Annotated in this window: 19 protein-coding genes; 15 read left to right on the forward strand and 4 right to left on the reverse strand. The window is 64.7% G+C overall.

The genetic code is table 11. The annotated features are described in order from the left end of the window. The first annotated feature begins 15 nt into the window (after positions 1-15). The 5 genes from X265_RS02705 (at position 16) to X265_RS02725 (ending at position 3,776) form a co-directional block, all read left to right on the forward strand. Positions 16-921 (forward strand): alpha/beta hydrolase, encoded by a 906-nt coding sequence (locus tag X265_RS02705; protein ID WP_128963524.1) that lies wholly within the window; start codon positions 16-18, stop codon positions 919-921. Between the two features lie 8 nt (positions 922-929). After that, positions 930-1,373, forward strand: coding sequence for a DsrE family protein (locus X265_RS02710; protein WP_128963525.1), 444 nt, complete (start codon positions 930-932; stop codon positions 1,371-1,373). Positions 1,374-1,458: 85 nt separating this feature from the next. Further along, positions 1,459-2,559 (forward strand): YeeE/YedE family protein, encoded by a 1,101-nt coding sequence (locus X265_RS02715; protein ID WP_128963526.1) that lies wholly within the window; start codon positions 1,459-1,461, stop codon positions 2,557-2,559. A 93-nt stretch (positions 2,560-2,652) separates the two neighbouring features. Next, a complete protein-coding gene (locus tag X265_RS02720) occupies positions 2,653-3,204 on the forward strand; it encodes a YeeE/YedE thiosulfate transporter family protein (protein ID WP_128963527.1) in 552 nt (183 codons plus the stop codon). Positions 3,205-3,218: 14 nt separating this feature from the next. Next, positions 3,219-3,776, forward strand: a complete 558-nt coding sequence (locus X265_RS02725; protein ID WP_128963528.1) for a YeeE/YedE thiosulfate transporter family protein — start codon at positions 3,219-3,221, stop codon at positions 3,774-3,776. A gap of 29 nt (positions 3,777-3,805) precedes the next feature. Here X265_RS02725 and X265_RS02730 read toward each other — a convergent pair whose 3' ends face one another. Continuing rightward, entirely contained in the window at positions 3,806-4,123 is a 318-nt protein-coding gene (locus X265_RS02730; RefSeq protein ID WP_128969113.1) for an ArsR/SmtB family transcription factor, read from the reverse strand. Positions 4,124-4,316: 193 nt separating this feature from the next. Here X265_RS02730 and dusA point away from each other — a divergent pair, with 193 nt between their 5' ends. From dusA to recQ, 6 genes are all read left to right on the forward strand, one after another. Then, on the forward strand, positions 4,317-5,264 hold the full coding sequence (gene dusA / locus X265_RS02735) for a tRNA dihydrouridine(20/20a) synthase DusA (RefSeq protein ID WP_244659382.1): 948 nt from the start codon (positions 4,317-4,319) through the stop codon (positions 5,262-5,264). Between the two features lie 118 nt (positions 5,265-5,382). Further along, entirely contained in the window at positions 5,383-6,948 is a 1,566-nt protein-coding gene (locus X265_RS02740) for an amidase family protein (protein WP_128963530.1), read from the forward strand. 277 nt (positions 6,949-7,225) lie between these two features. Further along, positions 7,226-8,527, forward strand: a complete 1,302-nt coding sequence (locus X265_RS02745) for an O-acetylhomoserine aminocarboxypropyltransferase/cysteine synthase family protein (RefSeq protein WP_128963531.1) — start codon at positions 7,226-7,228, stop codon at positions 8,525-8,527. A 12-nt stretch (positions 8,528-8,539) separates the two neighbouring features. Beyond that, on the forward strand, positions 8,540-9,541 hold the full coding sequence (gene metA / locus X265_RS02750) for a homoserine O-succinyltransferase MetA (RefSeq protein ID WP_128963532.1): 1,002 nt from the start codon (positions 8,540-8,542) through the stop codon (positions 9,539-9,541). Positions 9,542-9,646: 105 nt separating this feature from the next. Then, a complete protein-coding gene (locus tag X265_RS02755) occupies positions 9,647-10,390 on the forward strand; it encodes a polysaccharide deacetylase family protein (RefSeq protein ID WP_128963533.1) in 744 nt (247 codons plus the stop codon). 103 nt (positions 10,391-10,493) lie between these two features. Beyond that, positions 10,494-12,359 carry a DNA helicase RecQ gene (recQ, locus tag X265_RS02760; RefSeq protein WP_128963534.1) on the forward strand — a complete coding sequence of 622 codons (1,866 nt, stop codon included), beginning with the start codon at positions 10,494-10,496 and terminating at the stop codon, positions 12,357-12,359. A gap of 73 nt (positions 12,360-12,432) precedes the next feature. Here recQ and X265_RS02765 read toward each other — a convergent pair whose 3' ends face one another. Beyond that, positions 12,433-13,449, reverse strand: a complete 1,017-nt coding sequence (locus X265_RS02765) for a 1-aminocyclopropane-1-carboxylate deaminase (protein WP_128963535.1) — start codon at positions 13,447-13,449, stop codon at positions 12,433-12,435. A 159-nt stretch (positions 13,450-13,608) separates the two neighbouring features. On the opposite strand from X265_RS02765, the gene X265_RS02770 reads away from it, so the two are divergent. The 3 genes from X265_RS02770 (at position 13,609) to X265_RS02780 (ending at position 16,008) form a co-directional block, all read left to right on the forward strand. Then, positions 13,609-14,073: an Lrp/AsnC family transcriptional regulator gene (locus X265_RS02770; protein ID WP_128963536.1), complete on the forward strand. Its 465-nt coding sequence runs from the start codon at positions 13,609-13,611 to the stop codon at positions 14,071-14,073. Between the two features lie 106 nt (positions 14,074-14,179). Further along, complete coding sequence (locus tag X265_RS02775) at positions 14,180-15,325, forward strand: PLP-dependent cysteine synthase family protein (RefSeq protein WP_128963537.1); 1,146 nt, start codon at positions 14,180-14,182, stop codon at positions 15,323-15,325. 122 nt (positions 15,326-15,447) lie between these two features. Beyond that, positions 15,448-16,008, forward strand: a complete 561-nt coding sequence (locus X265_RS02780) for a carboxymuconolactone decarboxylase family protein (RefSeq protein WP_128963538.1) — start codon at positions 15,448-15,450, stop codon at positions 16,006-16,008. On the opposite strand, the gene X265_RS02785 is transcribed toward X265_RS02780, so the two are convergent. Together X265_RS02785 and X265_RS02790 are read right to left on the reverse strand one after the other, a co-directional pair. Then, positions 16,005-16,883, reverse strand: a complete 879-nt coding sequence (locus X265_RS02785) for a hypothetical protein (protein ID WP_128963539.1) — start codon at positions 16,881-16,883, stop codon at positions 16,005-16,007. The genes X265_RS02780 and X265_RS02785 overlap by 4 nt on opposite strands. 195 nt (positions 16,884-17,078) lie before the next feature. After that, positions 17,079-18,014, reverse strand: a complete 936-nt coding sequence (locus tag X265_RS02790; protein ID WP_128963540.1) for an alpha/beta hydrolase — start codon at positions 18,012-18,014, stop codon at positions 17,079-17,081. A gap of 149 nt (positions 18,015-18,163) precedes the next feature. On the opposite strand from X265_RS02790, the gene X265_RS02795 reads away from it, so the two are divergent. Further along, the gene (locus X265_RS02795; RefSeq protein ID WP_128963541.1) at positions 18,164-19,051 is read left to right on the forward strand and encodes a branched-chain amino acid aminotransferase; all 888 of its coding nucleotides are present in this window, start codon (positions 18,164-18,166) and stop codon (positions 19,049-19,051) included. The last annotated feature ends 3 nt before the right edge of the window (positions 19,052-19,054 follow it).

Here is a 19,054-nt window from a genome sequence, read left to right on the forward strand (position 1 = left end):
GGAGGGGGCCCGCCGATGCGATGGTTGATGGGAATGGCTGTGTTGCTCGCGCTGGCGGTGCCTGCCGGCGCCACCGAGCAGGAGCTCGAACTGTCGATCGACGGCCGGACGGCACTCGCGACGCTGCGCACGCCAGCGTCGATGGGACCCGACACGCCGCTCATCGTGATGACCCACGGCACGCTCGCCCACAAGGACATGGAAGTCATCCAGGGCGTTGCCAAGGCGCTGGAACAGCGCGGCATCGCCTCGCTCGCCCATACGCTGTCGCTTGGGCTCGACCGGCGCAAGGGAATGTATGACTGCGCCGTGCGGCACGACTACGTCGCTGCCGAGGCGGATGCGGAGATCGCTGCCTGGGTGAACAGGGCCAAGGGGATGTCGCGGCTCGTCTTCACGTTCGGCCATTCTCGCGGCGGCAACCAGGTTGCGCGCTATCTCGCGGCGGGCGAAGCCCCGTCGGTGGTTGGCGCGGTGCTCTTGGCACCGGTCACCGCAAAGGCGGAGGGCGATTTGCGCGCCTCCTATGCGCGGACTTATGGTAAGCCGCTCGAGCCGTTGCTGGAGCAGGCAACGAAGGCCGTCGCAGCGGGCCGCGGCGGAGAATGGATGGACGTGCCCGGCTTCATCTATTGCCGCAACGCCGTGGTGACCGCGCGCGCCTTCACGTCCTTCTATGCCGCCGATCCCAGCCAGGACACCGCAGCGCTGGTGTCGCGCATGAAGCTGCCGGTGCTGGTGCTCGCCGCCACAAAGGATACGGTCGTTCCCGATGTGATTGCGTCCTTCGCTCCGCTTGCCGATTCGAGCGGCGGCCGGGTACAACTCGACAAGATCGACGGTGCCGATCATTTCTTCCGCGACCTCTTCGCGGAAGACGTCGCCGATCGCATCGCTGAATTCATCAAGCAGACACGATAGGAGGGACCATGCAGCGCCGATCCATGCTTCGCGCCAGCCTTGCCGGACTATTTGGCGCTCTTGGCATGCGCGAGGCGTCTGCAGCGACGGAAACGCCCGCGCGGCAGCGCGTCGTCTACCACCTCGCCGACGCCGACCGTGTCGTCTTCGTTCTGGGTAACCTCCAGAATCATGTCGACGGCGTCGGTGGACCGGGCAAGGCCGACATCAGGCTCGTCGTGCATGGGCCGGCGCTGCGCGCCTTTCACGCGCTCGCCGCCGAGGATCACACCGTTGCGATGATGACAAAGCTCGTCGATGCCGGCGTCGGATTTGATGCCTGCGCCAACACGATGAAGGCGCAGGGCGTCAAGCTCGACGACCTCACGCCCGGCTTCGTGGTGGCCGAGAAGGGCGGCGTGGTGCGGCTCGCCGAGCTGCAGCAGCAGGGATATGCCTATCTCCGCCCCTGACGCCGTCCGAGAGTTGATTTGGCTCATAGGGCGCCGCCGTGGTGGGCGGTAGACTGGCAGACCTTTAGGGACTACCGAGGCGGCCGTGCTGACGACACTCATCGATTTCGTGGGGGAAGACCTGTCGTCATGGCTGGGCGGCCTCCTGGTCGGCGGCCTGTTCGGATTCTTCGCCCAGCGCAGCCGCTTCTGCCTGCGCGCCGCTGCCGTCGAATTCTCCCGCGGTGAGGGCGGACCGCGCCTGGCGGTCTGGCTCCTGACTTTTGCCGCGGCGCTCGTGGGCACACAGGCGCTGGTTGCGGTCGGTTGGCTCGACGTGTCCGAGGCGCGCCAGCTCGCGCAGCAGGGCAGCATCTCGGGCGCGCTGGTCGGCGGCGTGATGTTCGGCTGCGGCATGATCCTCGCTCGCGGCTGCGCCAGCCGGCTGCTCGTGCTCTCGGCCAACGGCAATCTCAGGGCGCTCCTGTCGGGTCTGGTGTTCGCGGTCACTGCGCAGGCTTCGTATCGCGGCCTGTTGTCACCGGCGCGCGAGTGGGTGACCAATCTCTGGTTGGTCGATGGCGGCCCGTCGCGCGATATCATGGCGGTGTTCGGCGGTGGCACGCTCGAGAAGCTCGCCTTTGGCGGACTATGGCTGTTCGCGGGGCTCGTCTTCGCTTTTCGCAGTCAGTTGCGGCGCCGGCTGATCCTCGCCGCGCTGGCCACTGGCCTGGCCGTCGTCGCCGGCTGGTTCTTCACCTATCAACTCGCGCAGGCTTCCTTCGCCCCGGTGCCGCTGAAGAGTCTCACCTTCAGCGGCCCGTCGGCCGAATTGCTGATGCTGGTCCTGAACAGCTCGCAACTCCGGCTCGGCTTCGATCTCGGCATCATTCCCGGCGTGTTCCTCGGCTCGTTCGTTGCCGCGACAAGCGCGCATGAGCTGAAACTGGAAGGATTTTCGGACGGGCTGGGCATGCGCCGCTATCTGCTCGGCGCGGTGCTGATGGGATTTGGCGCCATGCTTGCGGGCGGCTGCGCGGTCGGCGCGGGGGTGACCGGTGCCTCGGTGTTCGCGCTGACCGCCTGGATCGTGCTCGGCGGGATGTGGTTGGGGGCGGGCCTCACCGATCTGCTCGTCGACCGCGGCGGCATGCCGCAGCCGCAGCAGGCGAGTCCGACCGCCTCGAGTGCTGACGCCGTACTTTAGAATTTACTAAATTACAATTTTTGAATATGATTTTCGTTGCCGGTCGATCGTGCCGTGAGAGCGCGGCGCGGGCCGCTGTCGGGGAAAACGCACATGACCACCATGACGGAAAGCTATGTTCGCGAAGCTCCGCGTACCGCGCGGATCGACTGGTCGCCCTATCTCGTCGGCGCCGGTATCGGACTTCTGAGCTGGATCGCTTTTGCGGTGTTCGGCGATCCGCTGGGCGTTACCACCGCCTATTCGCGCATCGCTTCACTGTTCGCAGCCCCGGTCATTGGCCCGGAGGCGGTTGCCCAGAACTCCTACTGGAAGAGCATGCCGCTGAAGTGGGACTACGGCGTCTGGTTCCTCGTAGGCCTTCCCGCAGGGGCGTTCATTGCCGCGGTGATGTCGGGCACGTGGCGGCTGGAGCTCGTGCCGGAGGTCTGGAAGGAGCGGTTCGGACCATCGATCGCCAAGCGCTTTGTCGGCGCATTCCTCGGTGGCGCCGTGATCATGTACGGCGCACGCCTCGCCGGCGGCTGCACCAGCGGACACGGCATCTCCGGCGGGTTGCAGCTCGCGGTGTCGAGCTGGCTGTTCCTCGCAGTGATGTTCGCCACCGGGCTCGGTATTTCCGCGCTCATGTTCCGCAAGCGCTGAGAGGAGAAACAGAGATGACCGCTATGATGACGATCCTCGGCCCGCTCGTGATGGGCGCAGCCTTCGGCTTCCTGCTGCAGCGTGGCAAGGTGACGAGCTGCAACGTGATCGAGAATCAGTTTCGTCTGCGCGACTTCACCGTGCTGAAGGTGATGGGCACCGCGATCGTGGTCGGCGGCATCGGCGTGCTGCTGCTCGTCGATACCGGCAACACGAAGTACTACGTCAAGGATGCCAATTTGCTGGCGGTCGCGCTTGGTGCCGCGCTGTTCGGCGTCGGCATGGTGGTCTACGGCTACTGTCCGGGAACGGCGCTTGGTGCCATCGCAACCGGCAGTGTCCATGCCCTGGTCGGTGCGCTCGGTATGATCGCCGGCGCAATCCTCTATGCGCTGAGCTTCGACTGGTTGAAGGCCCACGTGCTCAATGTCTGGGCATTGGGCAAGGTTCGCCTTCCGGACGTGACGAACATCCCCGATATCGCCTGGTTCGCCGCGCTGGCAGTCGGCGCTGCGCTGTTCTTCTGGTGGGTCGAGTCCAGGGAAGCAGCAGACGCGCAGCTAGTTAGCTGAACGACGCCTCCCGCTCAGCGGGCGGAAGGCTATCGTTTGCGAGGTCCGCAGAACAGCCGGTGCAGGGTCGAAACCAGCTCTTCGACCCGACGGTCGGCGATGCGGTACCACACCGTTTGACTGTCGCGCCGGGCGGCGACGATACCCTCCGCCTTCAGTTTGGCGAGGTGTTGCGACAGTGCCGAGGCGGATAGGCCCACCTCCTCGGCGAGCGCCCCGGCATTTGCTTCGCCATATTCGACCAGCTTGCAGACGATGAGCAGGCGATGTTCGTTGGCGAACATGCGCATCAATGCGGCCACATCTCTGGCTTGTCGTTCCAGCGCGCGGGTGTTTGGTCTGCCCATGACGGCGTTCAACAGCACCCGCGTTGCGGTGTCAACGTGCCCACGCCGACCAGAAGGGCGAGGCGCGTGAGCGGCACGCCGGGTTGAATTTGGGTGGTCTGCGAGGTATCCCGGTGGCCGGAAACATATTTTCCTAGCTCAAAATCAGGCCGTAAGATTGCAAACCTTGCCGTATCGCTTTTCCGTGGCTCCGATGATGGATTGGACCGACCGGCATTGCCGGGTGTTCCACCGCCATCTGTCACGGCGGGCGCTGCTCTACACGGAAATGTTGACCACAGGGGCCATCATTCATGGCGACCGGGAGCGTCTGCTTGGGTTCGACGCGATCGAGCATCCGGTCGCGCTTCAGCTTGGCGGGTCGGATCCCGGTGAACTGGCGAAGGCGGCAAGGATCGGCGAAGAGTTCGGCTATGACGAGATCAACCTCAATGTCGGCTGTCCGTCCGATCGCGTGAAGGATGGCCGCTTCGGCGCGTGCCTGATGGCGGAGCCGGAACTCGTGGCGAGGTGCGTCGAGGCGATGAAGCGCGCGGTCGCCGTTCCCGTCACCGTCAAGTGCCGCATCGGCATCGATGCCCAGGACCCGGAAGTCGCGCTCGACACGCTCGCGCGCGCGGTGGTCGCCACCGGCTGCGATGTGCTGATCGTGCATGCCCGGAAAGCCTGGCTCAACGGGTTGTCGCCCAAGGAGAACCGCGACATCCCACCGCTGGACTATGACCGCGTCTATCGGCTCAAGCGCGCGATGCCGGACGTTCCGATCATCATCAACGGCGGCGTTCTGACGCTCGACGAGGCGCAAGCGCATCTTGCCCATGTCGACGGCGTCATGCTCGGTCGTGCCGCCTATCAGGAGCCGTGGCGGCTGCTGTCGGTCGATTCCGAGATTTTCGGTGAGGCGGCGCCGAGCGCCACGATGCAGGACGCGTTCGAGGCCATGATGCCCTATATCGAAGCGCAGCTTGCCCGCGGCACGCGGCTGCATGCCATCACGCGGCATTTCGTGGGTGCATTCCATGCTGTGCCGGGGGCGCGCGCGTTTCGTCGTCATCTTGCCGAGCACGGTACGCGGCCGGGGGCGGGAGTGAATGTCTTGAGAGATGCGATTGCCAAACTCGCACTCAGGCAGGCCGCCTAGCGCATCGCTTTGATCGCGGTGCGGCAGCCACGCTGCGCCAGCGCGCCATGCAGAAACGCACCTGTACAGGGTCGCATGTCCTTCGTAACTTTCGCCGCTCAATTTCAGGAGAGGGGACGTGGCAAAGAAGGCGACGAAGAAGCAAAGCGTTTCGAAGAAGGTTGCGAAGACCTCGAGCAAGAAAGGCCCAGTCCGCAAGCGGGCTGCCGCCAAGGTGACAAAGAAGGTCACGCCGCCGTCTCGTAAATCAGCCGTTGCACGCTGCCCCAGAGGTCCGGCCTGGCAATGGTCGGCAGTAGAAACTGCGGCGGCGATCCGCTCCGGCGCCATCTCTGCGGTGGAAACCGTCGAGGCGCATCTGGAGCGGATGCATGCCGTCAATCCGAGGCTGAATGCGGTCGTCGTCGATCTCGGAGAGGAAGCGCTGAAGGCGGCGCATGCGGCCGACAAGCAGCGCGCCCGAGGCGCCGAACTCGGTCTCCTCCACGGCGTCCCCATCACCATCAAGGAGAACGTCGACTACGAGGGCCGGCCCAATTTCAACGGCGTTCGCGCCAACAAGAATCTCATCGCGCCGTCGGATTCGCCCGTTGTCCGCAATCTGAAGAAGGCGGGTGCGATCGTCATCGGCCTCACTAACACGCCGGAATTCTCGTTCCGCGGCTTCACCGACAATCCGCTGCATGGACTGACGCTCAATCCCTGGGACCCTGACATCACCTGCGGCGGCTCCTCGGGCGGCGCGGGTTCAGCCGTCGCCGCCGGCATCGGCACCATTGCGCATGGCAACGACATCGGAGGTTCGCTGCGCTGGCCGGCGCATTGTAATGGTGTTGCCACCATCAAGCCGACGCAGGGCCGCATTCCCGCTTTCAACGCAAGCGCAACGGCGGAGCGGCCGATGCTGGCGCATCTGATGTCGGCGCAGGGACCGCTCGCCCGTCATGTCGCGGACGTTCGTCTGGCGCTCGAGGTGATGAGCCAGCGCGATCCCCGCGATCCCTGGTGGGTCCCGGCGCCCCTGACCGGACCGAAGCCGAAGGGGCCGATCAAGGTCGCGCTGGCCAAGATACCCGATGACATGGAAGTCGATCCGGCGGTCAGCGCGGCACTCCGCCAGGCCGCCGACCATCTGGAGCGATCCGGCTATCGCGTCAGCGAGGTCGAGGTGCCCGACGTCAACGGCGTCTGGCAGACCTGGTGCGACATCATCACCAACGAGACCATGGTGATGCAGGAGGCGGGCATGCTGAAGGTCACGTCCGAAGACTTCCACAAGGCGTGGGGCGGGATGAAGACCAAGGCCAATGTTCTCGACCTCAAGGCCTGGATGCAGGCGACGGCCGCTCGCAACGGCCATATCCGCGCCTGGCAAATGTTCTTCGAGGACTATCCGGTGGTGCTGGCGCCGACAACGGTGAAGCCGACACCGGGGCCGCGCGAGGACACCGTCAGCGCCGAGCGTGTGCAGGAAATCTTCTGGGGCGAAATCCGCTTCATCTCCGCGATCAACGTGCTGGGCCTGCCCGGCGCGGTGGTGCCGGTGGCCGTGCACGACGGCAAGCCGATCGGCGTGCAGCTCATCGCAGGCCGCTACCGTGAGGATATCGCACTGGACGCTGCCGCCGCGATCGAAAAGCGCGCTGGCGTACTGGCTCACCAGCTCTGGGAAATGATGGCTTGATCTGGCGTTCGAGGTCTCGCGCGTCGGCGCGATGCCTCTTACGATATCGTGGCCGGGAAGCCGGGTCCTCCGGCCTCCCGGTGATGCCAGTGCAATCGTAAATCCAAATTGACTTAGATTTTAGCCAATTCACCAATAACCATTAGGGTTACTTCCTCGATCTCTAAGCGAATTATTGTCCGCTTTACCACCCGGCTCTAACACAGGGGCGGCGGACAACGCACATGCCTCATACAGGCCAATAAGTGCGGCCCGCGTCCCACGCGGAGGTGGTACGATGCGCAACGAAACGATCGCAATTCACGCCGGCTACGAACCCGAAGCTACCACGCACGCCGTGGCCGTGCCGATCTATCAGACCGCCGCCTACGCCTTCGACAGTGCCGACCACGGCGCAGCGCTCTTCAATCTCGAAGCCGAAGGCTTCCGCTACAGCCGCATCGCCAATCCCACCAGCGCCGTGCTGGAGAAGCGTATCGCCCAGCTCGAAGGCGGCGTCGGCGCGCTTGCGGTCGCCACCGGTCAGGCCGCGCTGCATTTCGCCTTCGTCAATGTCGCCGACCACGGTGGCAATATCGTCTCCGTACCGCAGCTCTACGGCACCACGCACACGCTGCTCTCCCACATCCTGCCGCGGCAGGGCATCACCGGCCGATTCGCCGAGAGCGATGCGCCTGACGCGATTGCGAGGCTGATCGACGAGAACACCCGCGCCGTGTTCGCCGAGACCATCGGCAATCCCGCCGGCAACGTCTGCGACATCGAGGCGCTGGCCAAGATCGCGCATGCGCATGGCGTGCCGCTGATCGTCGACAATACGGTCGCAACGCCGATCCTGCTCAAGCCGTTCGACTACGGCGCCGACATCGCCGTGCATTCGCTGACCAAGTTCCTGGGCGGTCACGGCACCACGCTCGGCGGCGCCATCGTCGATTCCGGCAACTTCCCCTGGGCCAATCACGCCGACCGCTTCCCGGCCTACAACAAGCCGGACGCCTCCTATCACGGCCTCGTCTATGCCGAGCGTTTCGGCAGGACGGCTTATATCGAGCGCGCGCGCAGCGTCTATCAGCGCACGATGGGATCGGTGCTGTCACCGTTCAACGCGTTCCTGTTGCTCCAGGGCATCGAGACGGTGGCGCTGCGCATGGAGCGCCACGTCGAGAACGCCCGCAAGGTGGCCGAATTCCTCCGCAAGGACCCGCGCGTGGCCTGGGTCAATTACACCGGCTTTCCGGACAGCCCCTATTATCCGCTGGTCCAAAAGTATCTCAATGGCAACGCCTCCTCGCTGTTCACCTTCGGCATCAAGGGCGGGATGGAGGCCGGCAAAACCTTCTATGACGCGCTGAAGCTGATCACGCGCCTCGTCAACATCGGCGACGCCAAGTCGCTGGCCTGCCATCCAGCCTCGACCACGCACCGGCAGATGTCGCCGGAGCAACAGCGCACGGCCGGTGTGCTTCCCGAGACCATCCGTCTTTCGATCGGGATCGAGCATGCGGCCGATATCATCGAGGATATCGACCAGGCGCTGGAAAAGGCCTGTCCGGCCGCACGCCTTCAGGCGGCGGAGTAGGCAATCGGGCCGATGAACGTCTTGATCGCCAGGGATCAAGGTATCGCAAGCCCGGCGCTGGTGCCCGCCGAGGACGATCTCGCGCGCGATCGCGGCGGCGCCGAGCTCACCATCGGACTGATCAACAACATGCCGGATACGGCGCTGAAGGCGACCGAACGACAGTTCATGAAGCTGCTCCAGGCCGCCGCGGGGCATCGCCGCATCCGCTTCCATTGCTTCTCGCTGCCGTCGGTGACGCGCTCGCCGGAAGCGAAGTGGCATGTCGAGAGTGAATATTCCGATCTCTCCGACCTCAGGCGCCAGACATTTGACGGGCTGATCGTGACCGGCGCCGAGCCGGTCGCGCCCGAGCTCAATCAGGAGCCGTACTGGCGTGACCTCACCGAGTTGATCGACTGGGCCAAGGTCAACACCCGCTCGACGATCTGGTCGTGCCTCGCCGCACACGCCGCGGTGCTGCATCTCGACCGCGTGGAACGACAGCGCCTGCCAACCAAATGCCATGGCATCTTCGATTGTGAGACTGTGACCGGCGATCCGCTGACGCGTGACGCGCCGGCGCCGCTCAAAATTTCGCATTCTCGCCTGAACGAAGTCGCGGAGGACGATCTCTCTCGGGCCGGGTACGAGGTGTTGACCCGGTCGGCCCAGGCCGGGGTCGACATCTTCGTCAGGCAATATGCCAGCCGTTTCATCTTCTTCCAGGGGCACCCCGAATATGACGCGCTGTCGCTTCAGCGCGAATATCTACGCGACATCGGCCGTTACCTCGCGCGCGAACGTGAGGCCTATCCAGCCCTGCCTCTGAGTTATTTCGACGCAGCGACGGAGGAGAAACTGGCGCGGTTCGAGAGGCGGGCGAGACAGCAGCGCCATCCGGCGCTCACCAACGAACTGCCTGCACTGACCTTGCGCGCGGATATCGATGCCGGCAGCGCCGCCGCGGCGCTCTTCCGCAATTGGCTGCAATATCTTGGCGCGAATGCCGATGCTCCGCTGCTCGCGCGTTAAATGGGAGCGTCCGGTTCCACGTTAGGATTACCCAGGCGTTAAGCTTGCCTCGGACCACGTGCAAATGTTTCAGTAGAGAAACGTGGAATCACAGGGAATGCACCCTTGCTGTCGGACCTCAACGGACGCTTGAGCAATCGGCTGGCCCGGCATTTCCGCGCCGCGCCGCACCGTTTGCAGGCGCATGTGCCGATGGTGAGCTTCACCTTCGATGACGCTCCGGATAGCGCCGCAGATGAGGGGGCTGCGCTGCTGGAAGACCATGGCGGCCGCGGCACGTTCTACCTCGCCGGCAGTTTGATCGACCAGCCAGGGGATCACTGGCACGGGCTGTCGAACGATGCGATCGTCCGGCTGCATCGCGGCGGTCACGAGATCGGTTGCCACACCTTCTCGCATCTGCGCGCGGTCGATCTCGACGAGAGTGCAATGGCGCGTGAGATCGAACGCAACCGCAGCTATTTTCACGGCATCGATTCCTCGATCCGGCTGGAGAATTTCGCCTATCCCTATGGCCTCGCCTCGGTCTGGCGCAAACCGCAGCTCGCCAAGACCTTCCGCTCGGCGCGTGGCATCCTTCCCGGCGTCAACAGCGACGTCATCGATCTCCAGTTCCTGCGCGCCTCGCCCCTGGTCAATTGCGAGATCGATGCGGCGGGCGTGGATCGCTACTTGGACGAGGCGGTCGCAAGTGGTGGCTGGCTGATCTTCTACGGCCATGACGTGGTCGATCACCCGAGCCCCTATGGCTGCACGCCGGCTCTGCTGCGTCACGCCCTGAAGGCCGCGGAACAGCGTGGCATGCCGATCGTGACGGTCGCCGAGGCCTTGCGCAGGATCGGCGCGTAGCTTTTCACCTCTCGTCGCGAGCGGAGGGTGAAGATATGCTTGCCACGCCCGCGCGGTCATGCGACTGGCCTTGCGACGAATCTCTTGAAGCCCCAGCTCCGCCATGTCCGCCCCTTCCACCGCTCCGCTGCCAGCGCCGGCCGATGGCCGGGACGCGCTGTCCGTGCTGCATTCGGTGTTTGGCCTGCCGGGTTTCCGCGGCGCCCAGGCCGAGATCATCCGGCATGTCACCAATGGCGGCAATTGCCTGGTGCTGATGCCGACCGGCGGCGGCAAGTCGTTGTGCTATCAATTGCCGTCACTGTTGCGCGAAGGCTGCGGTATCGTGGTTTCTCCCCTGATCGCGCTGATGCGCGACCAGGTCGCCGGATTGATCGAGGCCGGCGTCAATGCCGCGGCGCTGAACTCGTCACTGACATTGCAGGAAGCCTCCGATATCGAACGGCGCCTGATCGCGGGCGATCTCGACCTGCTCTATGTCGCGCCGGAGCGCCTGGTGACGCCACGCTGTCTGTCGATGCTGGCGCAGGCCAGGGTGGCGCTGTTCGCGATCGATGAAGCGCATTGCGTCTCGCAATGGGGGCACGATTTCCGGCCTGAATATGTCGGCCTCTCCGTCATTGCCGAGCGGTTTCCGGACGTGCCACGCATCGCGCTGACCGCGACCGCCGACGAATTGACGCGGAAAGAGATCGTCCAGCGGCTTCAGCTAACAGACAGCCCGCAATTCGTCTCCAGCTTCGACCGCCCCAATATCCGCTACGAGATCGTCGACAAGCGCAATGCGGTGTCGCAGCTGAAGGAGTTCATCCGGGAGCGCCATGCAGGCGATGCCGGTGTGGTCTATTGCCTGTCGCGCAACCGCGTCGAGGAGGTCGCCGCCGCGCTCGACGATGCCGGCATCGCCGCGCTGCCCTATCACGCCGGGCTCGACAGCAGCGTGCGCTCGCGAAATCAGGACCGCTTCCTCAACGAGGACGGTATCGTGATCGTCGCCACCATCGCCTTCGGCATGGGCATTGACAAGCCGGACGTGCGCTTCGTTGCCCATCTCGATCTGCCCAAGAGCATCGAGGCCTATTACCAGGAGACCGGGCGGGCAGGGCGCGACGGTAAGCCGTCCGCAGCCTGGATGGCCTATGGGCTCTCCGACATCGTGCAGCAGCGCCGCATGATCGACGAATCCACCGGCTCCGAGGATTTCAAGCGCGTCTCGATCGGCAAGCTCGATGCTCTGGTCGGGCTCGCAGAGACGGCGCAGTGCCGGCGAAAGCGGCTGCTGGCCTATTTCGGCGAGGTCGTGACCATCGAGAATTGCGGCAATTGCGACAATTGCCTGACCCCGCCCAAGATGCGCGACGGCAAGGTGCTGGCGCAGAAGCTGCTGTCCTGCGTCTATCGCACCGGCCAGCGCTTCGGCGCGATGCACCTGATCGACGTGCTGATCGGACGCCTGACCGAGAAGGTGACGCAGTTCGGCCACGACAAGCTCTCGGTGTTCGGCATCGGGCGCGAGCTCAATGAAAAGCAGTGGCGCACCGTGCTGCGGCAGCTGGTGGCGATGGGACATTTGCAGAGCGACAGCGAGGCCTTCGGCGCGCTGAAGCTGACGGAGTCCGCGCGCGGCGTATTACGAGGCGAGACCGAGGTGTGGCTGCGGGAGGAGGCGCCGGGCACCCGTATCCGCGCGAGCCGCGCCAAATCCCGGCGCGGCGATCTCGCGCCGGCAGGGAATGCGCCGCAGGGCGATGTCGATCCGGAATTGCGTGCGCGGCTGCGGTCCTGGCGCTCGGATGTGGCGCGCGAGCGCGGGGTGCCGGCCTACGTCGTGCTGCACGATGCCACCATTGACGGCATCGTCCGCGCCTGGCCGACCACACTGGACGAGTTGCGCAACGTGCCGGGAATTGGCGACAAGAAGCTCGAGCACTACGGCGAGGAGCTGCTGCAGATCGTCAGGACGCGATAGGGCGCCGCGCAGCGGTGGTCCCGGGGGTCGCGACTTCGTCGCGCCCCGGGACGACAGTCTTCGTGTGTCTAGCTCAACCGTTTCTGAACGCGTACGCATACCCGTTGAGGGCCGGCGCGCCGCCGAGATGGGCGTAGAGGATCTTCGCACCCTTCTCGAAATGGTTCTTCTGCACCAGGTCAATCAGGCCCTGCATCGACTTGCCCTCGTAGACGGGGTCGGTGATCATGCCTTCGAGCCGCGCTGTGAGGCGGATCGCTTCCTTGGTCTCTTCGGACGGGACACCATAGGCGGGATAGGCGTAGTCCTCGACCAGCACGACGTCGTCGGCGACGAGGTCCTTGCCGAGCTCGACCAGCTTGGCGGTGTTCTGCGCGATCTCGAGCACCTGTGCCTTGGTCTGATCAGGCGTGAACGAGGCATCGATACCGATCACCTTGCGCGCCCGCCCGTCCGCGGCGAAGCCGACCAGCATGCCGGCATGGGTCGACCCGGTGACGGTGCAGACGACGATGTAGTCGAACTTGAAGCCGAGCTCCTTCTCTTGGCGGCGCACTTCCTCGGCGAAGCCGACATAGCCGAGGCCGCCGAATTTGTGGACGGAGGCGCCCGCCGGGATCGGGTAGGGCTTGCCGCCCGCAGCCTTCACTTCCTCGATGGCCTGTTCCCAGCTTTTGCGGATGCCGATGTCGAAGCCGTCGTCGACCAGGCGCACATCGGCGCCCATGATGCGCGAGAGCATGATGTTGCCGACGCGGTCGTAGACGGCGTCCTCGTGCGGCACCCAGGCTTCCTGCACCAGGCGGCACTTCATGCCGATCTTGGCGGCGACGGCGGCGATCATGCGGGTGTGGTTCGACTGCACGCCGCCGATCGACACCAGCGTGTCGGCGTTGGAGGCGATCGCGTCGGGGATGATGTATTCGAGCTTGCGCAGCTTGTTGCCGCCATAGGCGAGGCCGGAATTGCAGTCCTCGCGCTTGGCGTAGATCTCGACATTGCCGCCGAGGTGCTTCGACAGCCGCTCCAGCTTCTCGATGGGCGTCGGTCCGAAGGTGAGCGGATAGCGTGCGAATTTATCCAGGTTCATTGCGTCATCCCGATTGGTGTTATGGCTGGGATGTCGCTAGCACCGTGGCGCAAAAAGGTGCTTTCAAATATCGAGCAGATGTTGTGCCATATATTGCAGCAAGTAGCATCCTTGCTATGAATTCTTCCGACAGAAACCATTTTTTAGAAAGATCCTTTCATGGCCTCCCGGCTCGACCGAACCGACCTCAAGATATTGAGATTGCTGCAGAATAACGGTCGGCTCAGCAACGCCGAGCTGGCCGTATCAGTCGCGATCAGCCCGGCGACCTGCCATCGCCGCACCCAGCGCTTGTTCGAGGACGGCTTTATCGCCACCGTCCGCGCCATGGTTGCACCGAAGAAGGTGGCGAAGGGCACGCTGGTGATGGTCGGCGTTGTGCTCGACCGCTCGACCCCGGAGAGCTTTGCGATCTTCGAGCAGGCGATCGCGAAGCTGAAGTTTGTGCTCGACTGCCACCTCGTCGCAGGTGATTTCGATTACTTCCTCAAGATCCGCGTCGGCGACATGGAGGACTTCAACCGCATCCATGGCGAGCAGCTGATCGCGCTGCCTGGCGTCCGCCAGACCCGCACCTTCTTCGTCATGAAAGAGGTCGTCGACAATGCGCCGCTGGAGTTCTGAGTGGAGCGTTTTCCAGCGACGTGGAAGCCGGTTCGCGTAATGAAAACGCGTCAAACAGCAGTCCAGCGCTATTGATGCGCGGTGCGCCTCATGAGAGATTCGTCCGATGCAGCCGCTTCCCTTTCGCCAGCATGATCCCGTTGCCCCCAGCTACCGGCGCGGCTGGGTCGACAACGCCATCGCGGCGATCGAAGCCGACCAGTGCCGCACAGCCGACACCCATCTGATCCGCCTGATCGTGCCGGCGCTGGCGGGCATCGACCTCTATCTGAAAGATGAGTCGACGCATCCGACCGGCAGCCTGAAGCACCGGCTGGCGCGCTCGCTGTTCCTCTATGCGCTCTGCAACGGCCACATCCACGAAGGCACGCCCGTCGTGGAAGCATCGTCCGGCTCGACCGCGGTGTCGGAAGCCTATTTCGCGGAGATGATCGGCGTGCCCTTCTATGCGGTGATGCCGCGCACGACCTCGGCCGAGAAGATCGCCGCGATCGAGCATTATGGCGGCAATTGCCACCTGATCGACGACGGCCGCGCACTTTATGCGGAGGCCGCCGCGCTCGCCACCCGGCTGGGCGGTCACTACATGGACCAGTTCACCTTCGCGGAGCGCGCCACCGACTGGCGCGGCAACAACAACATCGCCGAGTCTATCTTCGCGCAGCTGAAGGGCGAGCCGCGTCCGCTTCCGGACTGGATCGTGATGGGGGCGGGCACGGGCGGCACCTCGGCCACCATCGGCCGCTATTTGCGCTATCGCCAATATCCGACGCGGCTGTGCGTCGCCGATGTCGAGCATTCCGCCTTCTTCGACTGCTTCCGCTCGCAGGACCGCTCGCATGTTTGCGAACGCCCCTCGTTGATCGAAGGCGTCGGCCGGCCGCGCTGCGAGCCGTCCTTCGTGCCTGGCGTGGTCGACCGCATGATGAAGATTCCGGATGCGGCGACGGTCGCGGCCATGAACGTGCTGTCACGGCGGTTGCGGCGCGCGGTCGGAGGCTCCACGGGCACCAACTTCCTGGCGCTGTGCCGGCTTGCCTCAGAGATGAGAGAGGCGGGCCGGACCGGGTCGCTGGTGACGCTGATCTGCGATTCCGGCGAGCGTTACCGGCAGACCTATTACGAGCCCGAATGGCTGGCCGCGCGCGGTCTCGATCCGGCGCCGTTCGAGGCGGCCTTGAAGTCGTTTCTCGAGACCGCACAGCCATTGGCGCTTGCGGTCGAGGACGTCGTCAATCCCCAGAGCCCATGAGCGCGAAGGCTCAGTAGCCGCGCCTTTTCCATTGGCGAAAAGGCGCCGATGTCACAGCAACTTCACTTGCCATGCGCGCGCACGCAAGCGAGCCTGCCGTCTTCTCAACGAGGAGACCCTCCGTGCGCCTTCCCATTCTCGATCCGAAAGAGCTGACCGACGAACAGAAGCCGCTCTATGCCGACATGCAAGCGGGTATCAAGGACCACTTCAAGGGCTTCGTGAACATGCGCGACGACGGCGCGCTGCTCGGCCCCTGGAATCCCTGGCTCCGCGAGCCGCGCTTCGGCAAGCCGGTATGGGAACTGGTCAAGGCGATCGCTTCGAACCCGCTGCTGCCGGCGCCGGTGCGCGAGGTCGCGATCCTTGTCACGGGCTCGCATTTCCGCTCCGGCTACGAGCTCTATGCTCACGTGCTGGTCGCTGAGCAGCGCGGACTCTCGGACGAGAAGCTCGCGACGATCGTCGCCGGGCAGCGGCCGGTCGATCTTACCAAGCAGGAGGCCGTCGCCTATGACATGGCGTCTGCGCTGGTGAACGGCGGCGTGCTGCCCGAGCTGACCTATCGGGCTGCGGTCAACGAATTCGGCGAGCACGGCGCGGCCGAACTGTCCTATCTGGTCGGCGTCTATTGCATGGTCTCGGTTACGCTGAACACGTTCGACGTGCCGGTGCCGGATTAGTTGCGCACGGCGTAAAGCGGCGTGCGCAGCGTCACCTGGTAGGCCGGCTTCGGCATCCACGAGATCTGCGCGGTGATGCCGAACAGGCGGTTGTCGTTGTCGTCCATGCGGTCGAGGTCGAGCCGCAGGATCGGCTGGGTGAAGGAGTCCGCCAGCGTCCGGCCCGCAAGCTGCGCGCCGCCGAACGACTGCATGCCGAGCCGCCCGGTGAACTTCCAGTTGCTGGGCCATTGGTAATAGCCGCCGGCATAAAGGATCGTGTTCGGCCGGATGCTGGTGAACGGGCTTGCGATCGTGGTGTAGGTGTATTGTACGCCGGCAAGCCAGCCGCGCGTCTCGTCCTCGTCGAGCGCGTAGTCGAACTCCAGGATGTTGTTGAACGAGTTCGTCATGCCCTGCTCGTTCGGCACCGACTGCGTCAGGGTGGATTGCAGGGTGATGGTCGGGATCCTGCCGCCGTTCTGCTTGTAGACATCGGCCTGGACGCCGATGTTCCAGCTCGTGATGTCGAAGGTCGACCAGCCGCCGCCGAGGTCCGTAGTCGAGCCTGACACCCCGCCATAGAGCGAGACGCGGTCGGTGACGTCGACGGTGAGCGGCAGGTCGACCGCAATCGATTTCGCGGGCGGCAGCCCGTTCGGCAGCGTCGTGCCCCGTCGCGCCGCGAGGGCTTCGAACGCGGCCGACAGCGAGGTGTTGCCAAAGCCGAGCCCGAGCGTGCCTGCCGGGATGGTCGCATAGATCGTGCGGAGATCGAGATAGATGTTCGGGACATCCGGCTTTGCCGGTGTGTCTGGCGCTTCATCCGAGGCATAGGCAGCGCCCGACGGGACCGTCAGACAAAGCAATCCCACCGCGACAGAGCGCCAAGCCATAACCTGCAATGGCCTGCGATGTGACAAGTGAAGACCCGACGCGTGGCGCTGTGACGACAAGGGATTGCTAGATGGAACGTGTTCGCGGGTGTGGTCAAGCGGCATCCCCAAGGGACCAACGCGATGGGTGCGCGTTGCTGCCATGCCGTGACCAAACCGGCACACTCTCCGGCAGCGGAGGGGCGAGGATAGGTGTTACCTTTCCACCGCCCGCCGCACCTGCTCGCCGATCTGCGACAGCACGAGCTGTGCCTGCGGCAGGATCGCACCCATGGCGTGGAAATTGTGGACCATGCCGTCATGGCAGACGTGCTCGACCGCCACGCCTGCGGCAAGCAGCTTGCGCGCATAGGCATTGCCCTCGTCGCGCATCGGGTCGTACTCGGCGGTGTGGATGATCGCGGTCGGCAGGCCTGCGAGCCGTGTCGCGCGCAAGGGTGAGATGCGGGGATCGGCGGCATCCAGACCCTCGGGCAGGTAGTCGGACAGGTCGGCCTCGATGGTGGTGCGATCGATCAGATGCCCTTCGGCGAAGGCTTCGCGCGAGGGTGAAGTCTCCTCGAAATCCAGCACCGGACAGATCAGGCATTGTGCGACGATCGAGAGCCCGGCGCTCTGCGCGGCCTCCTGGCACACGATCGCGGCCAGCGTGGCACCGGCGGAATCGCCGCCGACCACCAGCCGTTCGGCATCGATGCCGAGGGAGGGCGCTTCACGCGCAACCCATTCGGTCGCCGCGATCGCGTCGTCGACGGCGGCAGGGTACTTGTGCTCGGGCGCCAGGCGATAGTCGACCGAAACGAGACGGCAGCCGGTCGCGTGCGCCAGCGCCGCCGCGATGCGGTCATGCGTCGCAACGCTGCCGGCCACGAGCCCGCCGCCGTGAAAGAACACGAAGCCGGGAGCGCTTTCGCCGGCAGATGCGGGAGAATAGAGGCGAAAGGGCAGCTCGCCGCCGGGGCCGGGCAGCGTGCCGTCGGACACGGTCACGTCAGGCGCCTCGGCGCGGGCAAACTGCATCAGCTTCGCCAGCGACTGCCGGCGCGCCTCGACACTCGGCCGGCTGCGGGACTGCGGCGCAGCGGCTGCCATCATGGTCAACAAGCGCTTTGCGAGCGGATCGAGCGGCATGGGAAACTCCGTGAACTGCCCGACATTATAGCCGGTTTGTTTGCGGCTTTGTCTTGCCTTCCGGAAGGGGGGGATGGGGTGCTTCGCCGCAGCAAATCGTTTAGAAATTGGGACAATAGTGCCCGGATCTATCTGAAGGGAGGCTTGATATGGCCGAGATCAAGAAGCCGATCGAATATTCGCCGAGCTGGACCTTCTTCGAGGGCAAATGGCACGACGGCAACGTGCCGATCATGGGGCCGCGCACCCACGCGGCCTGGCTCGGCTCGGTGGTGTTCGACGGTGCGCGCGCGTTCGAAGGCGTCGCGCCCGATCTCGACCGTCACGTCGCCCGCGCCAATCAGTCCGCGATCAATTTTGGCCTGAAGCCGGTGGTCGATGCCGGCACCTGGCTCTCGCTCGCCGACGAAGGTATTGCACGCTTTGCTGCGAATGCCGAGCTCTATATTCGCCCGATGTACTGGGCTCAGAACGGCTCGGGCGGCGGCGTGCTGTTCGACCCCGAGACCACTAATTGGTGCCTGTGCATCTACGAGGCGCCGATGCCGAAGCCGGTCGGGAACGCGATCACGCTGTCCCCGTTCCGCCGGCCAACGGCCGAATGCGCGCCGGTCGATGCAAAGGCCGCTTGCCTCTATCCGAACAATTCGCGCGCGCTCGCGGAAGCGGCCTCGCGCGGTTTCCAGAATGCGCTGATGCTCGACATGCTCGGCAATGTCGCCGAGTTCGGCAATTCCAACGTGTTCATGGCGAAGGACGGCGTGGTCTTCACGCCGGTACCGAACGGCACCTTCCTCAACGGCATCACGCGCCAGCGCGTCATCAGCCTGCTGCGCGGCGACGGCGTTACCGTGGTCGAGAAGACGCTGCGCTATGCGGACTTCCTCGCCGCCGACGAGATTTTTTCAACCGGCAATTTCGCCAAGGTCGCGCCGGTGATCCGCATCGACGCACGCGAGCTGAAGCCGGGCCCGATCTACGCCAAGGCGCGAAAACTCTATTGGGATTTTGCGCATGCGGTGAAGCTGGCGGCGTAGCGC

This window comes from Bradyrhizobium guangdongense (assembly GCF_004114975.1).
Lineage (GTDB): Bacteria > Pseudomonadota > Alphaproteobacteria > Rhizobiales > Xanthobacteraceae > Bradyrhizobium > Bradyrhizobium guangdongense.